This is a genomic window from Pseudomonas sp. HMSC066A08, assembly GCF_001813025.1.
Taxonomy (GTDB): domain Bacteria; phylum Pseudomonadota; class Gammaproteobacteria; order Pseudomonadales; family Pseudomonadaceae; genus Pseudomonas; species Pseudomonas aeruginosa.
In genome coordinates this window covers 1-265 of the sequence record NZ_KV811396.1, presented here as the reverse complement: position 1 = coordinate 265, position 265 = coordinate 1, and the positions used below count along the sequence as shown (strand labels likewise).

The following is a 265-nucleotide window of genomic DNA, read 5'->3' as shown; positions in this document are numbered from 1 at the left end:
AACGCAAACCGTCGAGCATCAGCCCGTGCCGGAAATCGCGCCCGAGGTTGCGGCCGAGCTGCAACGCGATCACGAAAATGCCGTGGAAGGTTATTCGCCGCTGGAAAGCTGGCAGATGATGAAAGCCGAGGCCGAGCGTAACGGCTATTCCGCCCGTATCGGCTTCGCGTCTGGCGAGCTGGGCGACTTCTACGAAATCACCTACCACGACCAGCAGGGCGAGCCGTCCGGCATCCGCACAGAAATGTATGGCGATAGCAAGCTG

At 60.8% G+C, this 265-nt stretch carries 1 protein-coding gene; it reads left to right on the top strand.

What is annotated here, in order from left to right; all coding sequences use genetic code 11:
• A partial coding sequence (locus tag HMPREF2886_RS32440; protein ID WP_371915130.1) for a hypothetical protein occupies positions 1 to 265 on the top strand: 265 nt, incomplete at both ends.